Raw genomic sequence first — 22,886 nt, 5'->3', positions numbered from 1 at the left:
CACAGGCGAGGCACGTCCGCGTTTGCGCGGTCAGCGCCGGCTTTGCCGTTCACTGGGATCGAATAGCAGTAGATGCGCCAGTTGCGGCGAACGGCCCTGAAAAGGACTGTTACTTCCGCTTCGAAAGATCAACACCTCAGGCCGCCAAACGTTCAGCGCTGTGCATAAACCCGGCTAGAGTGGATTGAATCGGACGCTTGGTACCCGCCCGAGACCGTCCTCACAGATCGGGGAAGAGCGGCGCGGCCCTAATCGTTGCAGACGTTTGGAAGGTCGCCATAGGTGGGAGGCGGCAGTTGCCGCGAGGTAGTTGCTGCCTGCCCGAGCCGGGACCTGGACAGCCATCAAGGCTTCCAGATGTCATTCCACTACCCGAGCGGTTTCGACATCGATTTCGTCGTGAATTTTCTCATCATGACGGAAACTGATCCAGCTGATCGGAATGGAGGCGAGATAAAGGACAGTCAGAACAACCAGAAACTCGCTGGGGTAGAGCACGACGGCCGCAACTAGCCCTGCGACTGCTAAGAACAACGCAATCATCATCCCCTTGGGGACTTGGCAAGCCCACTTCTTCCCGGAAAAAGTCGGGATCGTCGAAACCATCAAGAAAGCGATCAGAGCTGCGTGCAGCCCCGCAATCTGAACAGTTGCAGGTGTCGGCGGAGCCAGCGATATGGGCAACAAAACCGTTAGGGCAGCGGCCGGTGTCGGCATCCCAGTGAAATACGCTTTCTGCCATGCCGCTGCTGCCGAATTTGACTGCGCATTGAAGCGCGCCAGGCGCGCGGCCGAAGCAAGAGCGAATGCCATTAGGCACAGGCTGAACGGGCCGGTCATCAATGCCTCGCCCCAAAAGAAAAGCAGGACGATCGGCGCTACGCCGAAGCTAAGAAAATCCGCAAGACTGTCAAATTCGGCTCCGAACTGTGACGACGCATGCAACCGCCTCGCCAGACGGCCATCAAGACCGTCGAGCACTGCTGCCACGACGATCGCCAACAGTGCGAATTCGAACTCGTTTTCGATCGAGAAGCGAACGGAAGCCAAGCCCGAGCAAAGCGCCAGCGCTGTTATGGCATTGGGTATCTGCTGGACAAGTCGAGAATGTGTTTTGCGGCCATCCAATAGCGTGTTCTTGCTGTCGTTCAATGCCGCGTCAGCCGACTTGCGTTCATTCGCCATTGTCGATCTTCCTTTTTCTCTGCCATCCCTGCTATTCGCTCGAGATTGGTTCCGGTTCTGCGACGCAGCCAATGCCGCCCTCGCAAATATTCGGACGCGACTTCGTCAGCGTAACCAGGAGGTCAAGCCGCTGGCGACCCTTTTGAATCGTTGGATCGACGGAGTGCCAAGCGGGACGATTGGAGAACAATCCGAGGATATCGTCTGTTACGAACTGAAGCTGCGATGTCAGGCTGTGAAGGAGGGAGCTTTCGTATCGAGCCGATATTTCGGATGGTCGGTACCCCATCAACTCCAACAGCGTTGGCGCTATCGCAAAATGAGTGGCCATGTTCGGATATTGCGTGGCGACTTTCTCAAAGCGGGCCCGAAGCTCCTCATCCCCGGTTGAAACTAACATTGGAACTATGGCTTCGTTCGGGTCTACATTCGTATATGAACTGCAGTGCGTGAGACGGCCGACGCTGAAATTTTGTCCATGGTCCGACGTGTAAATCATCGTTGCGTCCCTCCAGTCGGCCCCATCGATCAAACGGGACAAAGTGCGGTCTGTCGACCAGCGCACCGCGTTTGCATAGGATTGAAGCGTCCCTGAGGTGCCGGCGTCGGATGCAAACTCCGCAGGCGACCCGTCACTGTAGGGGAAATGCGCGCCATTCTTGTTCGCGTATATAAAAACAGGATCGCCGACGCTCATTTCCTTGAGCACGATATTAACGAGTTCATCGTCGAGATCATGCGTTCGAATTGCATTGTCCAACTTGTAGAATCGGTCGATCGAAATCGCTTCGGCGGGCGTCATGTAGTTTTGCAGTTTGCCATAGACGGTGACGAAACCTGCCTGGGCGTCTATGAACACGGTGCGATAACCTGCCCTCCTTGCATACTGCCAAACTGTCGGGCTCGCCCTGACTGATTGAATTAGATCTCGAGGATAGGCCATGAAGCGAAGCAATGCGTTCGATTGAAGAGAGCAATTTGAGCCGGACACCGCGGGGCCAAAATCAATCAATCGGCTTCTGAGTTCGGCCAGTTGCGGAGTGACGGGGTTACGGGGCTCAAGGCTTACGAAGTCGGACCGAATGCTTTCGTCGACCAGCAGCACGATAGCCCGCGCCTGTTTTCGTTCCGGCGTCATGGATACGATTTCCCGCTCCGGGAACGCTCCACTGTTCACCTTGTAGGCTGCGATCGCCACCAGGGACAGCGGCGAGAACTGCTTCGGCAACGCTTCTGAACCTTTGCCCTCTCGATAAATAACCACGCCCGCAATGAGGACGATCGGCAACATGGGCACTAGTGGTGACCAGTATCTGGTCTTGCGTGTCGCCAGTGGCGGAAGGGAGGGGGGCATGGCGATTGCGACAACACCCAATATCGCGACAGCGACCGACCACCAAATCGCATTGGAATAAAATTCGGACGCCCTGCGAGCCTCGTGGCGGACCGTCCAGAAATTGAGAACGTCGAAGATGAAGAACTCGGACCCTTGGACAAGGTAATAGCCATAGGCTGCGGCGCTTGATATCGCGAGGGGGACAGCCCACAAGAGCCGAATGATCCAGTTGGGATGAAAGGCAGCGGCCAACACTGCCAACACAGAGATGACCCAGATGATGCTGAAGATCATCAAGGTCAGCTGGCGCTGATCGTCAATGAGCAACCGGATGCGGTCGATAAAGCCATGATTGGTGAGGAGGATCACTGCGAGCAGCAACGCGCATTTCAGGGCAAGAAGTGACCTCCCTTCTCGCATTGACGCCTCCATGCCTCCCCCTTCCCTGTCGCCCAGCATTGGCCACGCTTTGGGGTGTTCGGGCAGGGAGTCTATCGTCGGCTAAGTTTTCGGGAAGTTCACAATATGACAGATAGATGACGTTGTTGGACAGCAGAAAGGCGGTGCCTATAAGCCATGCACCAAGCAAAGGGAGTAGAAGCAGGCCTAGCATCAGCCCGATGGGGAATTGGATTCCTGCGCAACGTCCTCGGACGCCTCTCTGACGGACGCAGTCGTCGTCCAATTCAGTGCCAGCAGCCTTCGACCACGTACGGACGGAAGTCATGTAGGCGAAGACATTACGGTTCAAAGTCTGGAACGAAGCAGGCACACCCCGCGATCGTGATGCAATTGCTTGATTGTAAAGACGATGCTGCCGCACTGGACGCTGCGCTCCAGAAACAGTTCCAGGAATTCATCGCGACAGCGCTGACGCCCAGCTGCCGCTCGATATCGATTTGGCTCGTGACGCCGTCCCGGACTGTTGAAGGCGAATACGAGTGTCGTCGTCCAATGCGTAAAAGCACCTCAGGATCGGGTGTTCGGAAAGGGTGGCGTTGCTATGGTGGGCGAAGGCGGTTTCAAATGCAGCGTTGGAGAGTCGAGCGGATGGCCGCGACTCGAATTTCAGGTTGGAAACGTCTGGCTCGCCGGTAGGATGGCACCTCCTCCTTCGTGACCGGTTTCCTCCTACAAGTGCCAGCTACACTCGGCGCATTGCTAAGGCCGCCAGGCGATTGTTGATCCGTTGATCCGGCTCCTGAAGTAGGGGCCCTCGCGCCGAAGCGCATTGTCCCTGACAGCTGCGCTCCCACGGAGCGGCAAGGCGTCAGGGCATGCGCGGCGTCGAACACCGCTCACCTTCGAAAAGCACCTGGCAATGTTGAGGTGGACGTCGGAACAAAGCGGGTCCGTTGCCGCAGGTCGCAGAGACTGCACGTGTGCTCAGGGTTGGAGGCCGGCGCATGGCGGAAGGTGGCTCGCCACTTTCCGATGGCGGGCGGGTTCGAAAACGACGCCCGCATTCCAGGATGCAAATTCGAGTCTACTGCGACAAGGACTTCAGGTATGCGACAATATTCTGTCGGTCCTCAGGCTTGGACACGGCCATCGTCATCGTCGTTTTCGGAACAACCTCGCGGGGCGCCGCTAGAAACCGGTCCAGCGTTGCCTCGTCCCATACCAATCCGGACGACTTCAGGGCTTTCGAATAACGGTACCCCTCCATAGATCCGGCCGGCCGTCCGACAATACCGCCGAGGCCGGGGCCGGCTTTTCTCTGGTCGGCGGTTGAATGACATCCTGAGCAGCGTTGAAACGCTCTTTGCCCCAGCGCAGCATCTGCCTGCGCAAAGGCAGCGACAGATACCGACAGAAGGGCCAAGGCAGAGGACGCGATGCTGAGCAAAATTCTTTCCACGCTAATTGTTCCCGAATTGGACGGCCAAAAAGCCCGACCGGAATTGCTTAGTGAAAGAGATGGTCCGACTTCGATTTGCTCGGGCTTCTATCTGGCGACGATAACCTCTGTGCCAAAGCCGGATTAGCTGGCGTTCGTTGCATAAGCCCAGAAGTGCGATTTCTAAGTACGCAGTTCCGATCGGCGAGCACGCCGCTCCAAATCGGCAGCGGTTTTGCAATACGGCGTGCATAACTTCAAAAACCCTGAGCGCGCCGCATGCGTCGGATGGGTCCATTCCAACGCGACGCGCTTTAGGCAGCTACATCGGTTACGCCGTCACGCCACCGCGACCGGTTTTCTGTGCCGTCATAGCTGCAGAGGCGTCCTCGAGAATTTTGGCCGATCTCGCGAAGCCGGCGAAAGCCTCGCGTGCAACGGAAATGGGAACCTGGCCATCATAGGCGCGCTGGCAGGCGCGGAACGCCGTGTCAAAGATTGGCCCTCTGCGATTGTTCGGCCATTTCTGCAGGAACTCGAAAGCATCGGCCAAGCATTCGATTTCCTCCACCATGAACTCCCCTTTCCTGACGAAAACAGGCCGGCCGGCGCGCGCTCGATGGCTCAGTCCGGCGCGCCTGGACGCGGCTTCCGCGCCCCGTCAATTCGCTTGGAACAAAACATTCCAGAGGTGGTTTTCCCCATGAAGGGACAGACTTTTCGAAGGAGACGTCTCGTGAAAAAAGTTCTGATCACCAGTATGCTGGCTATAGGCGTTGGCTGTGGCGCAGCATTCGCTCAGGAACAGCAGCCGGCCCAAAGCCAGTCCGGCACCGACTGCCCGGCCGGCTCGGCCGGTTGCCCGGAAGGTGCAATGGGCGAACAGGGTAAGGCCGGCGCCACCACCGAGGAGCAGGCTCAAGGCAAGGCGAAGATGCAGACCGACGAGCAAGCCCAGGGTAAAGCCGGCGTAACCACCGAGCAGCAGACTCAAGGCGAGGCTGGCGCCACAACCGAGCAACAGGCGCAGGACAAGGCCAAGACCCAGACCGAGCAGCAGACCCAGGGCGAGGCCGGCGCCACCACCGAGCAACAGACTCAGGGCGAGGCCGGTACTGCCACCGAGCAGCAGACTCAGGGCGAGGCCGGTACTGCCACCGAGCAGCAGACTCAGGGCACTACTCAGCCACAGGATAAGACGGAGACCGGCGCGATCAGCAATGTGACCGTTGAACAGAAAACGGAAATCACCCAAATCCTCAAGCAGGAAAAGGTCGAACCGGTTGCCGACGTCGACTTTGACATCTCGGTGGGTGTCGAGGTTCCGCGGCAGAAGGTTACACTGCGTCGTCTGCCACCGCGAATCATCGAAATCGTCCCAGCTTACGAAGAGTACGAGTATTTCGTGTTGGCCGATGGCCGTATCGTCATCGTCGACCCGGGTACACTCAAGATCGTGCTTATTCTGGCCTAACGCCCTTGTTCGGGCTGAAGGAGGGGTCCGTTGCCCACGGCGGACCCCTCACCTGCATTGACCAGTTCCTGTCACCGAAGGCGACGGCTATCACGTCTGTTCAAGCTGACGGACTTTCTGCGTGTCGAGGATCCTTCCTGCTCAAAGAGCCCAAGATAGGACTTCGGTCTGGCCGCTTGCCGACCATGGGCTGGCCCAGGCAGTGCTTTGGTCCGGGACCGCTATAGCAAAAGCCTGAAATGGGGGAATTTTTAGGAACGAGCTCCTGCAGGCGTCGTTGCGATGCCGACCCCGTGACAGGAGGCTGCAATGGACCCCAGCATTCACCAGGCACGTTGGCTGCTTTTTCCGGTATTTGGCTTGGTGTTCGGGGTCGCAGCCGTTGGGCTTTTCATCGGCTGATGGGGTCGACCGATGAAGGCAACGCACTCGCGCAGTCATGAGTCCCTTCCTGCGCCAGCGAGACCCACCGGTTTCTCCCCTTGAGACTGGTGGGTCTTGACACAGCCCGATGATGGCGAAAGCGTGATAAATTGGTGCAGAGTACAGAGGATTGACTAGGGCGAGGGATTGCCGGGGCAAAGGATTGACTTGGGCGAAGGATTGACTTGGGCGAATTCGAAATAGGTGGAAATGCAGCGTAGAGCGTGACGGTCAAAGGATATTCTAGCGTGCTATTGGCAAATTCATTGATCACAGAAGCAATACGGCCGCAGCGCCCGAAGCATTGTGAGACAAGAGTTCTCGCCAGTGCGCGGCCTGCCCGGCCTCAATCGCAGCGCAGTCTCAAATCTCTTCGAGGGCTTCGCGTCGCCATCTGCCTGAGCGCATCGGCCTTGGTTCTCGTCGTGAGCCCCTACCGTGTGGCACAGGACGGCCTGTCCCTGACGCTAAGCCCGCAGGCCGCCTGGGCACAAGGGAACTCTGGGAACGCTGGGAACTCTGACTCCGGCACCTCTGGAGACACTGAAAGCCCCGGCAACTCTGGAAATGCGCCTGGCAACGCCGCAGACCCTGGAAATGCCGCAGACCCTGGAAATGCCACAGATCCTGGAAATGCCACAGATCCTGGAAATGCCGCAGACCCAGGAAATGCCGCAGACCCACAGGATACGGACCCGAACGGCAGCGCGGACGAGGACGAAGCAAAAGCATTGAACGTCACGCCGCCGACAAATCCGGCTACCGCGCTAAATCCTGGCAACAAGCCCAAAACATATATCAACGCGACCACTGGAGACCGGGTCGAGGTGCGCGGGGCAAGCGTGGGTGTGGTGCATTCCAACGGGCTGAGCGAGCGCATCGACGGCGGCCATTATGAGATGCGCGATGCCATGGGCCGCACCATCATTCGGCGGCAGGCAAAGAACTCCGATCGGCCAAGACTGCTCCGGATGATCGAGTGATGGCGCGTTCCACTGGCCGCAAGGCTGTCTTGCTTCATGCAGGATGGCCGACAGGCGGATGCTGATGCTCGGTCGCGTCGCGCAATGTCATCGCGGCTTCGGTCCGGTTGCTCACATTGAGCTTGGCCAGAATCCGCGTCATGTGATGCTTTATGGTTTTCTCGTGCAGGTTCAGCTGAAGACCGATCCGCTTGTTGCTCAATCCCGCGGCAACGAGCGTCAGGATCTCTCTTTCGCGACTGGTGAGTTCGGCCAGCACGTCGGGTTTCTCGATCGCGGTTGATTGGCTCGACAGGTCGACCAACACGCGCGCCGACAATTGCGGGCAAACATACCGTTCGCCCATCGCCACCGTGCGTAGTATGGCGGCCAGGGTTCTCGACCCGACACCCTTCAGGACGTAGCCTCTTGCCCCGCTCTGCAAGGCGGTCATGACGTGCTGGTTTTCCTCCGAAACGGTCAGCATCACGATTTTCAGATCCGGGTGCCGCTCCAGAGCCGGTTCGACCGCGCTGAGGCCCCCTCCAGGCACCGAGATGTCCATCAGCAGAATATCGAGCTGCTGGTCTTCCGATATCCGCAAGGCCTCATCTCTACTGCTGCCTTGGGCAACGATCTCGAACCCGCCGATCTGCTCGAGGGTGCGCACAACGCCTTCCCTGAACAGCGGATGGTCGTCGACAATGGCGAGCTTTATGGCCGCTGCCATCACGCCTGTCCTATTTCGACTGTGTTGAGAACCATTTTCACCACCGTGCCATCCTGTGAAGATGTTACATCAAATTGGCCGCCGAGGCTTTCTACCCGCTCACGCAGCCCGATGAGCCCCAGCCGTTCAGGGTGGATGATCTTCGGGTCGAAACCTGGGCCGGTGTCGGAAACCTCGATAGAAACGCGCTCCCCGTCGAATTGTTTCGCGACTGATTGACCGGCACCCCCGGCATGGTGGAAGCCGTTGTTCAGCGCCTCCTGAATGAAGCGAAAGATGCAGATCTTGGCCGCTGGCGACAAGGGTGTGTGGTTCCCGGTCATGGACAGCATCACTCTGACGCCGGTCCGCTCTTCGTGCGCTCGCACGGCAAGCTCGAGGATTTCCGTCAACTCGGCATTCTCGACATGCGGCAGCATAAGACCCTTGCTGACATTCCTGATTTCTCGCATCGCATCGTCCAGATTCGCTTTGACCACCTGCAATTCCCGCGCGCGCGCCGCAGCCGGCGTGGCAGGATCGGCTAGCACGGGGCTGTCAATCCCTAGCGCAGCGAGGGCAACCAGTTGCGCCGGCCCGTCGTGCAGGTCAGCGCCGATCCGCCTGAGGTAACGCTCGTTAAGTGCTGTGGCGCGCTGCGAAGCACGCTGCACCCGCAGCCTCAACATTCTGTTTTGAGCAACCAGGACGGAAAGTTCGGCAATGCGCTGCTTCAAGGAGCGGCTCTGCGAACGAATCGTGCGGCTGCCACGAAAAACGATCACCGAAAGACCGAGGAAAAAAACCGCGGTGACGGCTGCGACATCGAACCAGGTCCGAACGAGTGCCTGCCGGAGATCCTTTTCAAAATCGGTGGCGATCTCGTCGAATTCCAAAACAGCCACGACTTCGCCCGACCATGGCTGAAGCATCGGATTATAGATTTCAAGAAGATGCAGGCCGCTGTCCCTCTCAGCCTGGTTATCGTAGTGCCTGTCCAATTCAGCAACCATGTCGCCTGCGAATGCGGCCCGGAGATTGTCGCTGAGTGGAAAGCGCTTCCCGACCAGATTTTTATTGGTTGAATAGAGGATGGTGCCATCGCGGCGCCATAGCTTGAACGATTCGAGCCTTTTGCCGAGCGCGCCTTGTCCCAGCGTTTCATCCAGCGCGTGCGCAACGCTCTCGTCCAGCATCTCGCTCCTGCGCATGTCGGGAAGCAGCGGCGCGATGACGCTGTCGACGTAAAGAGCGCTAGAGGCGGCCGAGTTCCGGGTGACCGCGGCTTCAATCTGGCTTGTCACGGACATTCCCACCACGATCATCGCCGACAGCGAGAACAGCCCGCCGGCGAGCAGAAACTGAGTGGCCAGCGACAGTGCATTCCACCGATCGAGCAATCTTGTCGGTCTGTATGGCGCCATATCTCCACCGGCCCGGTCGGCGGCGCGTCGCGCCAGCGGCACGATTCGAGAGAACCAGCCAATCTGTCGTCGAACGACGCTAAGTGACGCCATCTTTGATCTGCACCGATCAATAACAAGGGAACCTAGGGCTTGCGGGCTGGACGAAAACCGCAACCTTGCGGTTTTTTGCGCAAACACCACTGCCATGGTTGAGCGAGGCAGCAAATATGACGCCTCAACCACGTGCTGCCGGCACCTGTCGCCCCTGGCAGCGGCGGAAGGTGCTGCGTACTTTCACTTCCGGTCGCGCAATTCTCTCACCGCTTGCGTAAGGGTCGTCCGATCGTTGCCGTTCTTTTTGATCAGCCTGCTGACCTGGCTGGGCGAAACGCCATTTTCTCGCGCGAAATGCTCCACCTCGTAATACTGGTCCACCGACAGGCGGTCGCGGTCGAGAAACGATCAATCTTTGTTGTTGTCGTCCATTTCCGTTTTCCCACTAAAGCTCGTTTGAACATTGGACGCAAACGAGGGACCACCCGCCAAATCGAGGAATGGCGGGTGGTCCCTTATCGGCGCAGGAAGGGACTTAGCTGCGCAGATATGTTCGTCCATCGGTCACATCGTCAAGTCGGTCGTTCGTCAGCTGACGACTATTCCAATTGCCAGGAAGGCAATGGAGACAGCGAAGACCGGTGCAAGTAGCCAGCGGGCTTGGTGAACACTATTCTCCATCGATTCCTCCCGTGACGCACGGCGAGCAACGAGTGCAGGCAGTCGTGGTTCCGGGCCACACTCCATCGTCGCCCTTTGCGCACGACAATTCAGACTTAGGTCCAACGGCACGGCGTCTCTGGTCGGACCGAAGCCCAGCCGCGGAACGTTTGCAGCTGTCTCGTTGTTGAAGGTGAGCTTGGCGCGACGAAGATGCGTCCCAGCGCAGACAGCTCATCAGGAAGGAAAAACTTATGAGAATGCATCTTTCCACTGCAGCCGCAGGATTTCTGCTGCTGGCAAGTGTCGGCGCCGTGGCTGCCCAGGACGTGATCATCCAGCCCGAACAGGAGACCGTCATCAGGGAGTATGTGAAAAAGCAGCCGCTTGCCTCGGTGAACCTGCTTGGCGTGGAGCTCAATATCGGCTCGGCGCTGCCCGAGACGGTCGAGCTTCATGAAGTTCCCGACGTCCAATATCGCTACGTCGTCGTCGACAATCGGACCGTTCTTGTCGATCCAGGCACACGCAGGATCGTTAAAATCATCGATTGACTGAAATGGCCTGGGGAGGAGACGCCTGCCGCTTGGACGCGGCGGGCCGTCTTGCGTTGCGCTGTCGCCTACGGTTTATAGCGCCTATGGTTTCATAGCGCCCATGGTTCATAGCAGTTGAAGCGTGCAGTCGGTGCGCCCCGAAACCCGCGGCATCGCCCTTTGGGCGCGACGCGTCAGACTGAGGTCCTACGCAAAGGCCCTGCCGAATCGGACCGAAGCCCAGCTAAGGAACGTTTGCGGCTGCCTCAAGTTTGGGTAAGCAAGGCGCGGATGCCGTCCAGCGCAAATGGGCTTACAAGTCACAGACATAAAGGAGGCTCTTATGAGAATGCATCTTTCCACCGCAGCCGCGTTTCTGCTGGCCAGCGTTGGCGCTGTTGTCGCGCAGGACGTGATCATCGCACCTGAACAGGAGACCGTGATCAGGGAATATGTGAAAAAGCAGCCGCTCGCATCCGTGGAACTCCCTGGCGTGGAGCTCAATATTGGTTCAACGGTACCCGAGACGGTCGAGCTTCATGAAGTTCCCGACGTCGAGTATCGCTACGTCGTCGTTGACAATCGCACCGTTCTTGTTGATCCCGGCACACGCAAGATCGTCAAGATCATTCAGTGACCTGAACGCGATGGGAGGAGACGCCCGCCGCTTCGAAACGAGCGGCGGGCGACTATGCGATGGGCAGTGTCAAAATGCGAACAATCAGCAGACTTTTCGATTCCCGCGACCAGGCAGCGCGTGCCGTTGCGGCGCTTCAGGCGGCAGGAGTTTCTCAAGAACAGATCAGCGTCATCGGACCTTACGACGACGAAATCAGGGCTGTCCTGCGCGGTCCGGGCGGTGCCGCGCTTGGCGCGGCCGCTGGTCTGTTAATCGGCCTGGGTGCTTTTGAGGCCACCGGCATTGATCCTGTCGGAGCGGTGGCTGGCCTAACTCTTGTCGGTGGGGCCTGCGGCGGCTTTGCTGGTGGGCTTCTCCAGGCATCTGCCGATGTTGCCAGACAGCCGAGTGAGCCGAACGTTGAACAAGGCGTCATTTTCGTGATGGCGCAGGTCGATGAAAATCAGGCCGATACCGCACAGGCAGTGCTGGAAAATCCCGTCCGCGTAACGCAACTCGTGGCAACAGCCGGCTGAGATGCGTCGGGTTGGTTCGCGCCTGACCCCTTCCCGGCTTATCGTCCACGAATCGCATTCAGATCGATTTCCCGCTGAGCCGTCAGTTTTCCCTCTGACGGTTCACGAGGCGGGAAGCGTCTGCTCGACCAGATTGACGTAGTAGCGCAGCACGGTCGGCACGATCTCGTCATTGAAGACGTAGCGGTCGCCGTGCAGGCCCTCGCCGGGCCCGACATCGCCGACGCCGATCCACGCGTAGCAGCCGCCAGCCTCGCGGATCATGAAGGCGAAATCCTCGCAGCCGAGGCTCGGGCTGAACTCGGTCGAGACGTTCTCGCTGCCGACGGTGGCGGCGGCTGCCGCGATGGCGCGGGCCGTGGCGTCAGCCGTGTTGATGAGCGGCGGATAGCCCTTCTTGTAGTCGAGCGTGGCCTTGAGCGCATGGGCAACGGCAATGCCGTGGGCGATCTCGCCGATCAGCTTCTCGCAATGATCGGAATGACAGGGCTCGAAAAACCGGCAGGTGCCTTGCAGCCAGACCCTGCCCGGCACGATGTTGCCGACATTGCCGCCGTGGATCTGGGTGAGGCTGACGACCAGCGCGGTTTGCGGATCGACCGAGCGGCTGACGATACGCTGAACGGCCTGGACAAAGGCGCCCGCGGCCAGGATCGGGTCGTCGCCAAGCTGCGGCATGGCGGCATGCGCGCCAAAACCCTCGAAGGTCAGCTTGAAATTGTCGACCGCCGCCATCTGTGCTCCAGCGCGAGCGGCGATCGTCCCCTGCTCCAAGCCCGGCCAGTTGTGGACGGCATAGATCGCCTCGACCGGGAAACGCTCGAACAGGCCGTCTTCGATCATGCGCAGGCTGCCGCCTTCGTTTTCTTCGGCTGGCTGGAAGACGAAGTAGACGGTGCCGTCGAAGGCGCGGGATTGGCTGAGCAGGCTGGCCGCGCCGAGCAGCATGGCGGTGTGGCCGTCATGGCCGCAGGCGTGCATCACGCCCTCGTTCCTGGACGCATAGGGCAAACCGGTCCTCTCGACGACCGGAAGCGCGTCCAGCTCGGCGCGTAGACCGATGGCGCGCGTGCCCATGCCGCTGCGCAGGACACCGACGACCCCGCTGCCGCCGATCCCCTCATGCACCTCGTCGAAGCCGAAGGCGCGCAGTTTCTCGGCAACGAAACGCGCCGTTTCGTATTCCTTGAATCCGAGCTCCGGATTGGCATGGATGTGGTGCCGCCAGGCTATGACCTCTGGAGTCAGAGCGGCGATCGGGTCATTATGCAGCATGATGCTCTCCTTCCAAGCCGCAAAGGGCGGTTTGGATCACGATTAGAAGGTCGCACAACACGCGTCTTGAACCAGATTGACCGCTGCAGGGACAAAAGCCGTGGACGCGACAGAGACCAGGAAATACTGGCGCCATCCCTGCTTCCCTGAGCTTGGCCTGTTCAAGGCGCGCTTCACGCAGCATCGCTACGAACTGCACACGCACCCAACCTATGTGATCGCGCTGATCACCGCCGGCTGCGAACGCATCCGCATCGGACGCCACAAAATTGTCGCTCCGGCAGGCACCATTGCCGTCGTCAATCCCGAGGAGTGGCATGACGGGGAACAGGGTGCGGAGGAAGGCTGGACCTACCGGACGTTTTATCCCCCGGTGCCGCTGATGGCGGGGCTCGCCCACGAGTTGGGCAGGGCTGACGCTCCGGTCTTCTCACGTCCTGATATCGAAGACAGCGATCTCGCCGCAGCGTTGCTGGCAGCACACCAGGGCTCAATCTCGCAGGACGCGACGCAAGCCGAGACGTCGCTGCTCGTCGCATTGAGGCGTCTCATCGTTCGGCATGGCGATTGCAGCGGGCGGGTAGAGGAGATCGAAAGCCCGGGATCGCGACGGAGGTTCTCGCTCTACGAAGAGCTTGTCGAAAGCGACCTTGGCTCGCAGTTCGACCTGCAGCGGCTTGCCGACGCCGCGCGCGTCACCCGGTTCCAGGTCATCCGGGATTTCAAGAAGGCGATTGGCCTGACGCCTGCAGCCTATATCCGCGACCGGAGACTGCGTCGCGCCAGCTCCTTGATCGAACAGGGGCTCGGCCTCGCAGATGCCGCCATTGCCGCAGGTTTCGCCGACCAGAGCCATCTTTCCCGTGCGTTCCGGACCATGCATGGCATGACGCCAGGCATGTTCAGGAGAGGCAAAGCTCCCGAACCAAAACGAGTTCACATCGACATGGAATGATCGGGCAGTGGCCGGACCACCAATGTCGGCGCCGATTCCCGACGCAAGCTTGCGTTGTCATTTCGCCGCCGCCTCCACCCGGTCCGCAGCGGCGGCCAGCACGGCGCGGTCGCCCTCCCCGTACAAGCGATGGATCGAGATGGCGCTGACGCGCCAGCCTTCGGGCGTCCGCACCAGCCGGTGCAGATAGCTGGCGCCGACCGTCCAGAACCGCGTGTCGATCCAGTGGCTAGCGCGAACATGGCTGCGCGCGACCGCATCGTTACCCGCGCCTTCGACAACGATGTTGGTGATGAGGTGCTGGGTGGCGTCGAAGCCCGGCAGCAGGCCTTGCCACTGGGCAATCAACGCGTCGCGGTCGCTGGTCGCGACCTCGCCACCGAAAAGGCTGGTATAGTCTGTCGTGACGCGATCCGCGAAATAGGATTTTACCCGATCCCATTCGCGCAAATCGGCATAGAGGCCGATCCCCGCTACCGCCTCGGCGATGGCGGTCTTGTCTTCGCTCGTCAGCGCAGCCGTGGACTGCATGGTGCTCAAGGCCGGCAGAGCGGCAAGCGTCGCGGCAAAAACTGCCGAGGCCAAAACAAACCGGCGGGTGACGGGGCTCATTGTCCTGCCTCCCCTGCACTGCCCAGTGTGGCGTGGAAATGCGCGGCAACGGCGTCGCTCGCCGACTTTACCGGCGCAGCGCGGTCGTAGAAGTCGAACTGGGTGACGTTGTCGAGCCACAGCTGCTGCTTCGGCCCGGTCACCCGCGCATAGAATTTGCGCGCTCCCTGCGGGATGGCAGCCGCCTCGCTGTGCACCATCAGCAAGGGCTGATGCAGGCGCCGGGCAGCCTGGATCGCATCGAATGTCAGCCAGCCGCGCCAGAAGGCCGGATCGGCCTCGTTGCGCCAGGCCGGGATCATGCCGCGACCAGCCTCTGTATAGTAAGGCATCTTGAACATAATCGCCCGCTTGTCGGTCAGGCTGGCGGCGGGCAGGAATGCCTGTTTGCCGGTGCGGCGATAGGCGGCCTCGGCCGCATCGCCCGCGGCTTCAAGCCTGGCAATGCCGTCCTTGCCGCCATAGGTCTGCTCGACCACCTCGGCATCGTGCAGCCAGGGCGCGACCAAAGCGACCGACTTGATCGCGGCATTTTTGGCGGCGGCAGTGACCATGTAGCCGGAGCTGGCGCAAATGCCGAGTCCACCGATGCGGTCCTTGCTGATCTCGGGCCGGGCCGCGAGATAGGCGACCGCCGCCTCGATGTCGGCGACCTTGGCGCTGGGGTCCTCATACTGGCGGCGGGCGCCGCCGCTCTCGCCCCAGCCGCGAAAATCGAAGGTCAAGGCGACGAAACCGTGGTCGGCCAGCTCGCGGGCGTAGCGGGCCGGCATCTGTTCCTTCACCGTCATCCAGGCACCGGTCACCACCAGCGCGGGCCGAGGTCTCGCCGGGTCCAGATCCTCGGGCAGATAGAGATCGCCGACGATCTGCTCACCGTGCGAGGCGAAAGCAACGCGCTCGACGCGCGGTGCGGCGAAGGCGGTTGAGCCGAGGGCGACGGCGGTTGCCGTGGCCAGCGTCAGAATTTTCAACATCGCAAATCTCCTTTGGCCGGGAACGAAAAGCGCGGAGCGACGGATAAAGGCCGCCGTCTCAGCGGTCATCCGCCAGTCGGCCGGGCAGTGGCTTCAGCTTGTGGTGCGCCCAGTAGAAGGCGTCCGATTGGTACATGTCTGTCAAGAAATTCTGCGCCTCGGTGATCTTGCCGTCCCTGATGCGAAACATCAGGGCGTAGAGCTGGTCGATCTCGGGACCTGAGCCGACGTTGGACCAGCCGCGATGGATGTCGACGACGAGATCGCCCTGCGCCTGGAAGAAGATCGGCTCAGCCCTGAATTTGCCGTCGGCCAGGCCACGGAAGAAGGCGACCACTTCCTCCGGCCCGCGCTTGTCGCCGGCCAGCGGATGGTGGCCGGGAATGCGCCACACGATGTCGGCCGCCAGGAAGGGCCGAACGGCCTCCGGGTTCCCGGTCGCATAGGCTGCGTAATAGTCCTTGATCAACTGGATGTTGCGGTCTTCCTGCGGGCCGCCGTTGGCAGGGGCGGCGGACACCGCCAGGAGAGTGCCGGCGGCGAGCGAAGCGAGCCTGGTCATCGGTCCTGTCTCCTTGCCTTTCGGGCCATCGCGACAGCGAAGCCCGTTCGTCGGGCCAACATGACGCTTTTGGTTCGCCGGAAAAACCCGTAGAGTTCGACAAGGCTATTTGGAATATCCTCACAATGCGACTCGACCAGTTCAGCGGCATCGTCGCCTTCGTGAAGGTCGCGGAGGCAAAAAGCTTCACCCGCGCCGCCGCCGAACTCGGCGTCGCCCCGGCCTCGCTCAGCGAGGCGGTCAAGGGCCTCGAGGAGCGTCTCGGGGTGCGGCTCCTCAACCGCACGACCCGCAGCGTTGGCCTGACCGAAGCCGGCGCCCACTATTTCGACCACGTGCGCCCAGCGGCTGAGGAGATCCGGGCGGCCGGCGCGGCACTGCGCGAGACCCGCGATCGCCCCGCCGGCACGCTGCGCCTGAGCCTGCCGTGGATCGCCGCGCCGCTGCTGATCGAGCCGCTGATGGGGCCGTTCATGGAGGCCTACCCGGAGGTGCGGCTTAGCCTGATCTTCGACGACAATTTCGTCGATATCGCCGCGCAGGGCTTCGATGCCGGCCTGCGGATCGGCGAGCTTCTCGAGAAGGATATGATCGGCGCGCGTCTGGGCGGGCCGTTGCAGACGGTGGTGTTGGGCAGCCCCGACTACCTGGCGCGTAACGGCACGCCAAAACGACCCGCCGACCTCGCTGCCCACCGCTGCATCGCCTTCGCCTTCACCCGCACCCGCGCCATCTCGCCCTGGGAGTTTGTTGTCGATGGACGCCAGGTCGAGTTCACACCCGACGCACGTCTGGTCGTGAACACACTGCCGCTCTGCATCACCGCCGCCGCGCAAGGGCTTGGCCTGGCCTTTGCCGTCGAAGGCCTCGCTGCGCCGCTTCTCGCCTCGGGCGCGCTGGTCAAGGTGCTGGAGCCTTTCTGTCCCACCTACGAACCGCTCCACCTCTATTATCCCAGCCGCCGCCTCGTCCCGCCAAAGCTGCGGGCGTTCATCGATTTCGTCCGCGCCAACGCGCACAATTTGCGGATCTGATGCGCCGCCGCGAAACCAGCCACGGCACAGATCGGCGAGCCGCTCCGGCTCACCCCCAGGCGCCGACCATCTGCCGGGTGGCGGCGTTGAGGCGCTTGAAGGCGTTGATTGGCCGCAATGCACCGCAACAACCCGTCGCGTTGAGCCAATAATTCCGGCTTTCGCGGCACGGAGCCCGATGCTAGGGCTGCAAATCTTGAATCAGCAACGGATCGCCCTGTGATCGACACCGAACGCCCTCGCCTGCCGCTGATCGAAATCTGCGTCGAAGGCATAGATGGCCTGCTCGCCGCGCAAGCCGCCGGCGCCGACCGGGTCGAGCTTTGCGCCAGCCTCGTCGAGGGCGGCGTCACACCGAGTTTTGGCATGGTGCGCGCAGCCGTCGAACTGGCGACGATCCCATTCCACGTCATTGTGCGGCCGCGCGGCGGCGATTTTCTCTACAGCGAGGCCGAGTATCGTTCGATGCTCGCCGATATCAGCGCGCTGCGCGAGCTTGGCGTGGCCGGTGTCGTCGTCGGCTGCCTGAATGCCGACGGTACCATCGACGAAAAGCGGATGAGCGAATTGGTGCAGGCGGCAGGGCATTTGAACGTCACCTGCCACCGTGCCTTCGACATGACACGCGATCCGACTGATGCGCTGGAAGCGCTGATCCACAGCAAGGTCGGCCGCGTGCTGACCAGCGGCCAGCGCGACACCGCTTTGGAGGGCGTGGCCCTGCTGGCGGACCTCGTCCGACAGGCGGGGAAGCGCATCATCATCCTCGGCTGCGGCGGGCTCGACCCAAACAACATCGCCGAGGTGCGGGAAAGAACCGGACTGACCGAAATGCATTTCGCCGCACTCAAGGACGTGCCGAGTGCCATGCGCTACCGCAATCCGCGGCTTGGCATGGGCGGCACCGACCTCGACCGCGAGTACCGCAACACGGTGACCGACGCGGCGCTGGTGGCGGCGACGATTGCGGCGGCGAAAGCATGATCGCGAAGGAAGAAAACAAACGGGCACGCCTGCCGATCGACCGGGTTTCGCCGCAGGACGAGCCCGCCATCCTCGCCCTCAACAACGCGCACGCGGCCGAGTTGTCGTGGCTTGAGCCGGAACGCCTGTCCTTCCTGCTCGGCGAAGCGTTCTATGCGCGCCGCATCGGCGCGCTTGAAGCCTTCATCATGACCTTCGACCAGGACGCCCGCTACGACAGCCCGAACTTCCTGTGGTTCCGCGAGCGCTATCCGCGCTTCGTTATGTCGACCGCGTCGTCGTTGCGGGAGAAGCGCGTGGCCGCGGCCATGCCCGGCGGCTCTATGAGGATCTGTTCGACCATGTCTCGCGTGCCGGCCAGACCATCGTCACCTGCGAGGTGAATGCCGAACCGCCCAACCCGGCTTCGGATGCCTTTCACGCAGCGCTCGGCTTCGTCGAGGTCGGCGACGCGGTGATCCACGGCGGCAAGAAGGCGGTGCGCTACTATACCAGGCAAGTAGCCGGCTGAGGCGACGGCGCTGCCCTGCCAGTTGCGGTTTGTTGCAGGGCGAACCGCTCGGCTCGTGCGTCTCTTCCTTCTCCCCTTGTGGGAGAAGGTGGATCGGCGCGCAGCGCCGAGACGGATGAGGGGTGTTGGAAGAAATGAAGCGTCGGAATTCCCTGAAACACCCCTCATCCGTCGCCTTCGGCGACACCTTCTCCCACAAGAGGGGAGAAGGAAGAAGAGGCCGGTTCAGGCGTTGGCGGCGGCCACTGCGCGCTTGGCCATCACCACGATCAGATTGGCGCGATAATCGGCCGAGGCGTGGATGTCGCTCATCAAATCATTCGCCGGCACTTTCACTCCGTTGAGGGCGGCGGCGTCGAAATTCGTGGCAAGTGCCGCCTCGATTTCCTTCGAACGAAAGACGCCGCTGTCGCCGGCCCCGGTGACGGCAACGCGGACTCCGTCCGCGCCGTTGGCCACGAACACACCGACGATCGCATAGCGCGATGCCGGATTGCGGAACTTTTCATAGGCCGCCTTGGCCGGCGCGGTGAAGGTCACCGCGGTGACGATCTCGCCGTCCTCCAGCGCCGTCTCGAACAGCCCTGTGAAGAATGCGTCGGCGGCGATCTCGCGCTTGTTGGTGACGATGGTGGCGTCGAGGGCCAGAAGTGCCGCCGGATAATCGGCGGCGGGGTCGTTGTTGGCGATCGAGCCGCCGATTGTGCCCTTGTAGCGTACCGCCGGATCGCCGATCCGGGACGCCATATGGGCGAGCGCCGGACACGCATTCTTCAGCTTCTCGTCGCTGGCGACATCGTGATGCGTGGTGGCAGCGCCGATGGTGACGGTCTTGCCCGACACCTTGACGCCTTGCAGTTCCTTGACCCGCGACAGGTCGACGAGGTCGGAAGGCGCGGCAAGCCGCGTCTTCATCGCGGGGATCAGCGTCATGCCGCCCGACAAGAGCTTTGCATCGCCGCTCTTGAGCAGCTTGGCGGCATCGGCGACCGAGGCGGCGCGGTGATAGTTGACTGGGTACATTTGTCTTTCTCCCTTCGGGGGAAAGGAGCGAATAGGGAGTAGTGAGTAGCGAATAGGGCCTATCCCTTCGCACGCACTTTGTTCCCTATTCGCTACTCCCTATTCGCTATTTGCTTATCAATGTTTCGTCGCCCGGATCGCTGCCCAGACCGTGGACGGCGATGCCGGCATGGCGATATCGGTGATGCCGATGGCGTCGGTGATGGCGTTGATCACGGCCGGCGGTGAGCCGATGGCGCCGGCCTCGCCGCAGCCCTTGATTCCGAGCGGATTGCCCGGGCACGGCGTGTTCGAGGTCGAGACCTTGAACGACGGCAGGTCGTCGGCGCGCGGCATGGCGTAGTCCATGTAGCTCGCCGTCAAAAGCTGACCGCTGGCGTCGTAGCGGGTGCCCTCCAGCAAGGCCTGGCCGATTCCCTGGGCGACGCCGCCATGCACCTGGCCTTCGACGATCATCGGGTTGATGATGTTGCCGAAATCGTCGGCCGCGACGAACTGGACGACCTCGGTCACGCCGGTCTCGGGATCGATCTCGACCTCGCAGACATAGCAGCCGGCCGGGAAGGTGAAGTTCGACGGATCGTAGAATGAGGTCTCCTTCAGCCCCGGCTCCATGCCGCCAGGCAGGTTGTGGGCGGTGTAGGCAGCAAGCGCCATCTGGAACCACGGCACTTGTTTGTCGGTGCCGGCGACCTTCAAGGCGCCGTTTTCGATGACGATGTCGCCCTCGTCGGCCTCGAGCAGATGGGCGGCGATCTTCTTGGCCTTGGCCTCGACCTTGTCGAGCGCCTTGACAACGGCCGACATGCCGACGGCCCCCGAGCGCGAGCCGTAGGTGCCCATGCCCATCTGCACCTTGTCGGTATCGCCATGGACGATGGAGACGCTGTCGATCGGCACGCCGAAGCGCTGGTTGACCAGTTGTGCGAAAGTCGTCTCATGGCCCTGGCCGTGGCTGTGCGAGCCGGTCAGCACCTCGATGGTTCCGGCGGCGTTGACGCGCACCTCGGCACTTTCCCAAAGGCCGACACCCGCTCCAAGACTGCCGACTGCCGCCGACGGCGCCAGTCCGCAGGCCTCGATATAGCAACTCATGCCGATGCCGCGCAGCTTGCCTCTGTTGGCGGCGTCGGCCTTGCGCTGGGCAAAACCGGCATAATCGGCAGCGGCCATCGCCGCGTCCAGCGAAGCGGCATAATCGCCGGCATCATAGTTCATGATGACCGGTGTCTGGTGCGGGAACGAGGTGATGAAGTTCTTTCGGCGAAGTTCCGCCGGCGACACGCCCAGCTCGCGTGCGGCGGTCTCCATGGTGCGTTCGAGCAGATAAGTGGCCTCCGGCCGCCCTGCCCCGCGATAGGCGTCGACCGGCGCGGTGTTGGTGTAGACGGCGCGCACATTGGCGTGGATCGCCGGAATGTCGTACTGGCCCGACAACAGCGTCGCGTAGAGATAGGTCGGCACGCAGGACGAAAACAGCGACATGTAGGCGCCGAGATTGGCGATGGTGTCGACCTTCAGCCCGGTGATCCTGTTGTCCTTGTCGAAGGCCATTTCGACCGTCGAGACATGGTCGCGGCCATGGGCGTCGGTGAGAAAGCTCTCAGTGCGGTCGGCCACCCATTTGACCGGCACGCCGGTCTTCTTCGAGGCCCACAGGCAGATGATTTCTTCCGGATAGATGTAGATCTTCGAACCGAACCCGCCGCCGACATCCGGCGCGATGACGCGCAGCTTGTTTTCCGGCGCGACATTGTAGAAGGCGCTCATCACCAGGCGCGCGAGATGCGGGTTCTGGGAGGTCGTCCAGCAGGTATAGTGGTCCTCGGCCTTGTCGTAGTGACCAAGCGCTGCGCGCGGCTCCATGGCGTTGGGCACCAGCCGGTTGTTGACGATCTTCATGCGGGTGATGTGGGCAGCCGCCTTGATTGCCGCGTTGGTCGCCGCGCTGTCGCCGAGCTCCCAGTCGAAAATCAGATTGCCGTCGGCTTCCGGATGGATCTGTGGCGCACTCCTTTCGAGCGCCTTCGGAGCGTCGACGACTGCCTTCAGTTCCTCATAGGCGATGTCGACCGCTTCGGCCGCGTCGCGCGCCTGGCCCTTGGTCTCGGCAACCACGACGACCACCGCGTCGCCGACATAGCGGACCCTGTCGAAGGCCAGCGGCGACCACGCCCCCATCTTCATCGGCGAGCCGTCCTTGGAATGGATCATCCAGCCGCAGATGAGATTGCCGATGCCGTCGGCCTTGAGCTCCTTGCCGGTCAGCACGCCGACGACGCCCGGCATGGCCTGCGCTTTTTTGACATCGATCTTCTTGATCTCAGCATGCGCGTGCGGGCTGCGCACGAAGGCCGCATGCTTCATGCCGGGAACCACCATGTCGTCGACATAGCGCCCGGCGCCGGTAATGAACCGCTTGTCTTCCTTGCGCGCTACACGAGCGCCAACACCTTCAATGCCCATCGCAGAAATTCCTCCCGAAAAAGTAGGGGAATAGGGGAGTAAGGGAGTAGGGCAGTAGGGATTTAAGCCGACTTCCCCTACTGCCTTACTGCCCTACTCCCTTACTGCCCTCATGCCGCTTGCCTGGCCTTGCCCTTCGAAGACATCGTCTCCGATGCGGCGAGGATCGCCTTCACGATGTTGTGGTAGCCGGTGCAGCGGCAGATATTGCCTTCGAGCTCGGCCCGCACCGTGGCCTCGTCGAGGCCTTGGGGATGGCGGTTGACCATGTCGGTCGCCGCCATGATCATGCCCGGCGTGCAGAAACCGCATTGCAGGCCGTGATGCTCCTTGAACGCCGCCTGCATCGGATGCAGGTCGGCGCCGTCCCCCAGACCTTCGATGGTCACAACGCTGGACCCGGAGGCTTGCACCGCAAGCATCGTGCAGGATTTTACCGCCTTGCCGTCGACATGGATCACACAGGCGCCGCATTGCGAGGTGTCGCAGCCGACATGCGTCCCGGTCAGGCCGAGATTCTCCCTCAAGAAATGAACCAGAAGCGTACGGTCTTCGGCAGCGCCGCTGACCCGCTTTCCGTTCACCGTCAATGATATCTCCGACATGAAACCTCCCTGGGTGCTACCTTGGTCGTTTTTGGCGTCGGTGGTGCCCGAGCCCTCCATCTGTCCGCTATTCTTATACCGCTTAGAGCACGGGAAATAGTGCCGCGGAATGCCGAGATTGCGAGAATGCAGTTCGGCCGAA

General features: G+C 61.4%; 22 protein-coding genes and 2 pseudogenes. 10 read left to right on the top strand and 14 right to left on the bottom strand.

Annotation, left to right across the window (positions count from 1 at the left end; all coding sequences use genetic code 11):
* Positions 1-360 precede the first annotated feature (360 nt).
* From pssA to M727_RS0133685, 4 genes are all read right to left on the bottom strand, one after another.
* The gene (gene pssA / locus M727_RS38830) at positions 361-1,185 is read right to left on the bottom strand and encodes a CDP-diacylglycerol--serine O-phosphatidyltransferase (protein ID WP_051505863.1); all 825 of its coding nucleotides are present in this window, start codon (positions 1,183-1,185) and stop codon (positions 361-363) included.
* A 31-nt stretch (positions 1,186-1,216) separates the two neighbouring features.
* The gene (locus M727_RS0133695; RefSeq protein ID WP_036264469.1) at positions 1,217-2,980 is read right to left on the bottom strand and encodes a sulfatase-like hydrolase/transferase; all 1,764 of its coding nucleotides are present in this window, start codon (positions 2,978-2,980) and stop codon (positions 1,217-1,219) included.
* A gap of 1,027 nt (positions 2,981-4,007) precedes the next feature.
* Positions 4,008-4,382 carry a c-type cytochrome gene (locus M727_RS0133690; RefSeq protein WP_027156180.1) on the bottom strand — a complete coding sequence of 125 codons (375 nt, stop codon included), beginning with the start codon at positions 4,380-4,382 and terminating at the stop codon, positions 4,008-4,010.
* A gap of 310 nt (positions 4,383-4,692) precedes the next feature.
* Complete coding sequence (locus M727_RS0133685) at positions 4,693-4,935, bottom strand: DUF982 domain-containing protein (protein ID WP_051505862.1); 243 nt, start codon at positions 4,933-4,935, stop codon at positions 4,693-4,695.
* Between the two features lie 162 nt (positions 4,936-5,097).
* Between M727_RS0133685 and M727_RS0133680 the strand changes: the two genes are divergently transcribed.
* The 3 genes from M727_RS0133680 to M727_RS42145 all read left to right on the top strand — a co-directional run bounded on the left by M727_RS0133680 (position 5,098) and on the right by M727_RS42145 (position 7,241).
* Positions 5,098-5,835 (top strand): DUF1236 domain-containing protein, encoded by a 738-nt coding sequence (locus tag M727_RS0133680; protein ID WP_027156178.1) that lies wholly within the window; start codon positions 5,098-5,100, stop codon positions 5,833-5,835.
* A gap of 990 nt (positions 5,836-6,825) precedes the next feature.
* Positions 6,826-6,993: a hypothetical protein gene (locus tag M727_RS42150; RefSeq protein ID WP_156941735.1), complete on the top strand. Its 168-nt coding sequence runs from the start codon at positions 6,826-6,828 to the stop codon at positions 6,991-6,993.
* Positions 6,990-7,241, top strand: a complete 252-nt coding sequence (locus M727_RS42145) for a hypothetical protein (protein WP_027156177.1) — start codon at positions 6,990-6,992, stop codon at positions 7,239-7,241. Before M727_RS42150 ends, M727_RS42145 begins: the two co-directional genes overlap by 4 nt.
* 34 nt (positions 7,242-7,275) lie before the next feature.
* On the opposite strand, the gene M727_RS0133665 is transcribed toward M727_RS42145, so the two are convergent.
* The 3 genes and pseudogenes from M727_RS0133665 to M727_RS41200 all read right to left on the bottom strand — a co-directional run.
* A complete protein-coding gene (locus M727_RS0133665; RefSeq protein WP_027156176.1) occupies positions 7,276-7,950 on the bottom strand; it encodes a response regulator transcription factor in 675 nt (224 codons plus the stop codon).
* Positions 7,950-9,353, bottom strand: coding sequence for a sensor histidine kinase (locus M727_RS0133660; RefSeq protein WP_027156175.1), 1,404 nt, complete (start codon positions 9,351-9,353; stop codon positions 7,950-7,952). Before M727_RS0133660 ends, M727_RS0133665 begins: the two co-directional genes overlap by 1 nt.
* 276 nt (positions 9,354-9,629) lie before the next feature.
* A pseudogene (locus M727_RS41200) lies at positions 9,630-9,782 on the bottom strand (DUF3606 domain-containing protein); the annotation flags it as partial.
* Between the two features lie 521 nt (positions 9,783-10,303).
* On the opposite strand from M727_RS41200, the gene M727_RS0133650 reads away from it, so the two are divergent.
* The 3 genes from M727_RS0133650 (at position 10,304) to M727_RS0133640 (ending at position 11,740) form a co-directional block, all read left to right on the top strand.
* The gene (locus tag M727_RS0133650) at positions 10,304-10,603 is read left to right on the top strand and encodes a DUF1236 domain-containing protein (RefSeq protein WP_027156174.1); all 300 of its coding nucleotides are present in this window, start codon (positions 10,304-10,306) and stop codon (positions 10,601-10,603) included.
* Positions 10,604-10,928: 325 nt separating this feature from the next.
* Positions 10,929-11,222 (top strand): DUF1236 domain-containing protein, encoded by a 294-nt coding sequence (locus tag M727_RS0133645; RefSeq protein ID WP_027156173.1) that lies wholly within the window; start codon positions 10,929-10,931, stop codon positions 11,220-11,222.
* 59 nt (positions 11,223-11,281) lie between these two features.
* Positions 11,282-11,740: a hypothetical protein gene (locus M727_RS0133640; protein WP_051505861.1), complete on the top strand. Its 459-nt coding sequence runs from the start codon at positions 11,282-11,284 to the stop codon at positions 11,738-11,740.
* A 102-nt stretch (positions 11,741-11,842) separates the two neighbouring features.
* Here the strand turns inward: M727_RS0133640 and M727_RS0133635 are convergent, their stop codons facing one another.
* The gene (locus M727_RS0133635) at positions 11,843-13,015 is read right to left on the bottom strand and encodes an amidohydrolase (RefSeq protein WP_027156171.1); all 1,173 of its coding nucleotides are present in this window, start codon (positions 13,013-13,015) and stop codon (positions 11,843-11,845) included.
* Positions 13,016-13,115: 100 nt separating this feature from the next.
* On the opposite strand from M727_RS0133635, the gene M727_RS38820 reads away from it, so the two are divergent.
* On the top strand, positions 13,116-13,970 hold the full coding sequence (locus tag M727_RS38820; protein WP_051505860.1) for an AraC family ligand binding domain-containing protein: 855 nt from the start codon (positions 13,116-13,118) through the stop codon (positions 13,968-13,970).
* A gap of 57 nt (positions 13,971-14,027) precedes the next feature.
* Here the strand turns inward: M727_RS38820 and M727_RS38815 are convergent, their stop codons facing one another.
* From M727_RS38815 to M727_RS38810, 3 genes are read right to left on the bottom strand one after another with little or no spacing between them, the layout of a single operon-like run.
* Positions 14,028-14,582 (bottom strand): nuclear transport factor 2 family protein, encoded by a 555-nt coding sequence (locus tag M727_RS38815; protein ID WP_051505859.1) that lies wholly within the window; start codon positions 14,580-14,582, stop codon positions 14,028-14,030.
* On the bottom strand, positions 14,579-15,559 hold the full coding sequence (locus tag M727_RS0133620) for an alpha/beta fold hydrolase (protein ID WP_027156170.1): 981 nt from the start codon (positions 15,557-15,559) through the stop codon (positions 14,579-14,581). Before M727_RS0133620 ends, M727_RS38815 begins: the two co-directional genes overlap by 4 nt.
* 58 nt (positions 15,560-15,617) lie before the next feature.
* A complete protein-coding gene (locus M727_RS38810) occupies positions 15,618-16,121 on the bottom strand; it encodes a nuclear transport factor 2 family protein (RefSeq protein ID WP_084647024.1) in 504 nt (167 codons plus the stop codon).
* Between the two features lie 125 nt (positions 16,122-16,246).
* On the opposite strand from M727_RS38810, the gene M727_RS0133610 reads away from it, so the two are divergent.
* From M727_RS0133610 to M727_RS38805, 3 genes and pseudogenes are all read left to right on the top strand, one after another.
* A complete protein-coding gene (locus tag M727_RS0133610) occupies positions 16,247-17,155 on the top strand; it encodes a LysR family transcriptional regulator (RefSeq protein ID WP_027156169.1) in 909 nt (302 codons plus the stop codon).
* 219 nt (positions 17,156-17,374) lie between these two features.
* A complete protein-coding gene (locus M727_RS0133605) occupies positions 17,375-18,139 on the top strand; it encodes a copper homeostasis protein CutC (protein WP_084647023.1) in 765 nt (254 codons plus the stop codon).
* Positions 18,136-18,650, top strand: a pseudogene (locus tag M727_RS38805) (GNAT family N-acetyltransferase). Before M727_RS0133605 ends, M727_RS38805 begins: the two are co-directional and overlap by 4 nt.
* Positions 18,651-18,875: 225 nt before the next feature.
* Here M727_RS38805 and M727_RS0133595 read toward each other — a convergent pair.
* From M727_RS0133595 to M727_RS0133585, 3 genes are all read right to left on the bottom strand, one after another.
* Positions 18,876-19,673 carry a xanthine dehydrogenase family protein subunit M gene (locus M727_RS0133595; RefSeq protein ID WP_027156167.1) on the bottom strand — a complete coding sequence of 266 codons (798 nt, stop codon included), beginning with the start codon at positions 19,671-19,673 and terminating at the stop codon, positions 18,876-18,878.
* Positions 19,674-19,790: 117 nt separating this feature from the next.
* Positions 19,791-22,139: a xanthine dehydrogenase family protein molybdopterin-binding subunit gene (locus tag M727_RS0133590; RefSeq protein ID WP_027156166.1), complete on the bottom strand. Its 2,349-nt coding sequence runs from the start codon at positions 22,137-22,139 to the stop codon at positions 19,791-19,793.
* A gap of 110 nt (positions 22,140-22,249) precedes the next feature.
* A complete protein-coding gene (locus tag M727_RS0133585; RefSeq protein ID WP_027156165.1) occupies positions 22,250-22,744 on the bottom strand; it encodes a (2Fe-2S)-binding protein in 495 nt (164 codons plus the stop codon).
* Positions 22,745-22,886: the final 142 nt, after the last annotated feature.

Source organism: Mesorhizobium sp. WSM2561 (assembly GCF_000513915.1).
Lineage (GTDB): Bacteria > Pseudomonadota > Alphaproteobacteria > Rhizobiales > Rhizobiaceae > Mesorhizobium > Mesorhizobium muleiense.
The sequence above is the reverse complement of the archived record's forward strand: the minus strand, read 5'-3'. Positions and strand labels throughout refer to the sequence as shown.